We start from the raw sequence: 977 nt of genomic DNA, 5'->3' as shown, positions 1-977 counted from the left end.
TACCAAAACAGATAAAATCGATGCCCAGCTCATCAGCAGGGAACTCAAGGATGGCCGTCTGGAGAGTATTGTGGTTCCCGATAAAAAACGAGAAGAGCTTCGCAGCCTGTTCCGCCGCCGGAATGATCTCGTTAAAGATTTGCGTCGCATCAAGTCTATGATCAAAATGCAGTTACTCTACTTCGGGATCAAAGTACCTGAAGAATTTGATAATGACCACTGGAGCCATAAATTCCGTAACTGGCTGGACAACCTACCTTTTGATTATGGCACTGCCCGTGAGACCTTAAACAGCCGCATGCGTAGCTTCAGATTTATAGACCAGGAGAAACGTCAGGTTACTAATCAGCTACGGGCATATTGTCGTAAGCATTATAAAAAGGATTATTATCTTTTTCAGAGGGGTCAACATGCTCCTGAATAATTTTTCCAGCCAGCTTTTTTTATTTTCTAAAGGGGTCAGCATCCGCCGGAATGACAGATACCTAAAAGGTGATCTTCAGAGGGGTCAGCTTAGTCCTGAATATCCACTTTTAAAAAGTATACCGGGAATTGGCGGAATTGTTGCCGTGGGAATTATATCAGAACTTGGAGATCTTCGCCGGTTCAATTCCCTGAAACAACTGGCCGGATACGTTGGTATTGCGCCAGGAGTACATCAAAGTGGTGCTTCAAATAAAGCCATGGGAATGAATCCCAGATCCCACCGTTTGATCAGATCTTATTTCGTGGAAGCTTCCTGGCAGGCCATTCGCACCGACCCTGTGATGCAGGCTTATTATCGCACGCATTTAGGAAAAGATGACAAAAAAATCATTATAAAAATCGCTCACAAACTCTTGAGTAGGACTCTTGCAGTTATAAAAACAGAAACTCCCTATGAGATAGGAGTGGTATCATAATATCAAGAAAAAGTAATATAAACCAGCTCAAACCACTTAAGCCTGTATCACAAAACACTGTACGTGGCCAATTGC

2 protein-coding genes are annotated in these 977 nt (G+C 43.1%); both read left to right on the top strand.

From position 1 onward, the window contains the following. Positions 1 to 424: IS110 family transposase (locus ACQ93I_RS17200; protein WP_431699607.1), on the top strand; the 424-nt coding region annotated here is incomplete at its 5' end. After that, a complete protein-coding gene (locus ACQ93I_RS17195; RefSeq protein WP_431699606.1) occupies positions 411 to 902 on the top strand; it encodes a transposase in 492 nt (163 codons plus the stop codon). The genes ACQ93I_RS17200 and ACQ93I_RS17195, both read left to right, overlap by 14 nt. Positions 903 to 977 lie beyond the last annotated feature (75 nt).

The sequence above is a fragment of the Salinimicrobium sp. WS361 genome, from assembly GCF_050750585.1.
Lineage (GTDB): Bacteria > Bacteroidota > Bacteroidia > Flavobacteriales > Flavobacteriaceae > Salinimicrobium.
This window is presented reverse-complemented; position numbering and strand designations above follow the sequence as displayed.